The organism is Haemophilus sp. UMB1048, from assembly GCF_030218125.1.
Classification (GTDB): Bacteria; Pseudomonadota; Gammaproteobacteria; order Enterobacterales; family Pasteurellaceae; genus Haemophilus_D.
The window spans coordinates 1-234 of sequence record NZ_JASOPB010000202.1; the positions used below are offsets into that span (position 1 = coordinate 1).

General features: G+C 50.0%; 1 protein-coding gene. It reads right to left on the reverse strand.

The genetic code is table 11. The annotated features are described in order from the left end of the window. Positions 1–234, reverse strand: a 234-nt coding sequence (gene nadA, locus QP437_RS10465) for a quinolinate synthase NadA (protein WP_285267796.1), incomplete at both ends; no start/stop codon positions are given.

A 234-nucleotide genomic window follows, 5' to 3' on the forward strand; every position in this document is an offset into this window, starting at 1 on the left:
CTGGTGGAACCGACCGCATCCGCCATATCGACAATAGCTTGTGGTGATTCTGGATGCACCAGTATGGCAGCATCCGGGTATTCTTCTTGCAAGCGGGTTAACGCTTGAGTCTTAAATTCATCATGCACAATGCAGGCACCCTGCCAGCATAAAATGTCTGCGCCCGTCTGTTTTTGCACGTAACGCCCCAGATGTTTGTCAGGTGCCCAGATGATTTTTTCACCCAAACTATCC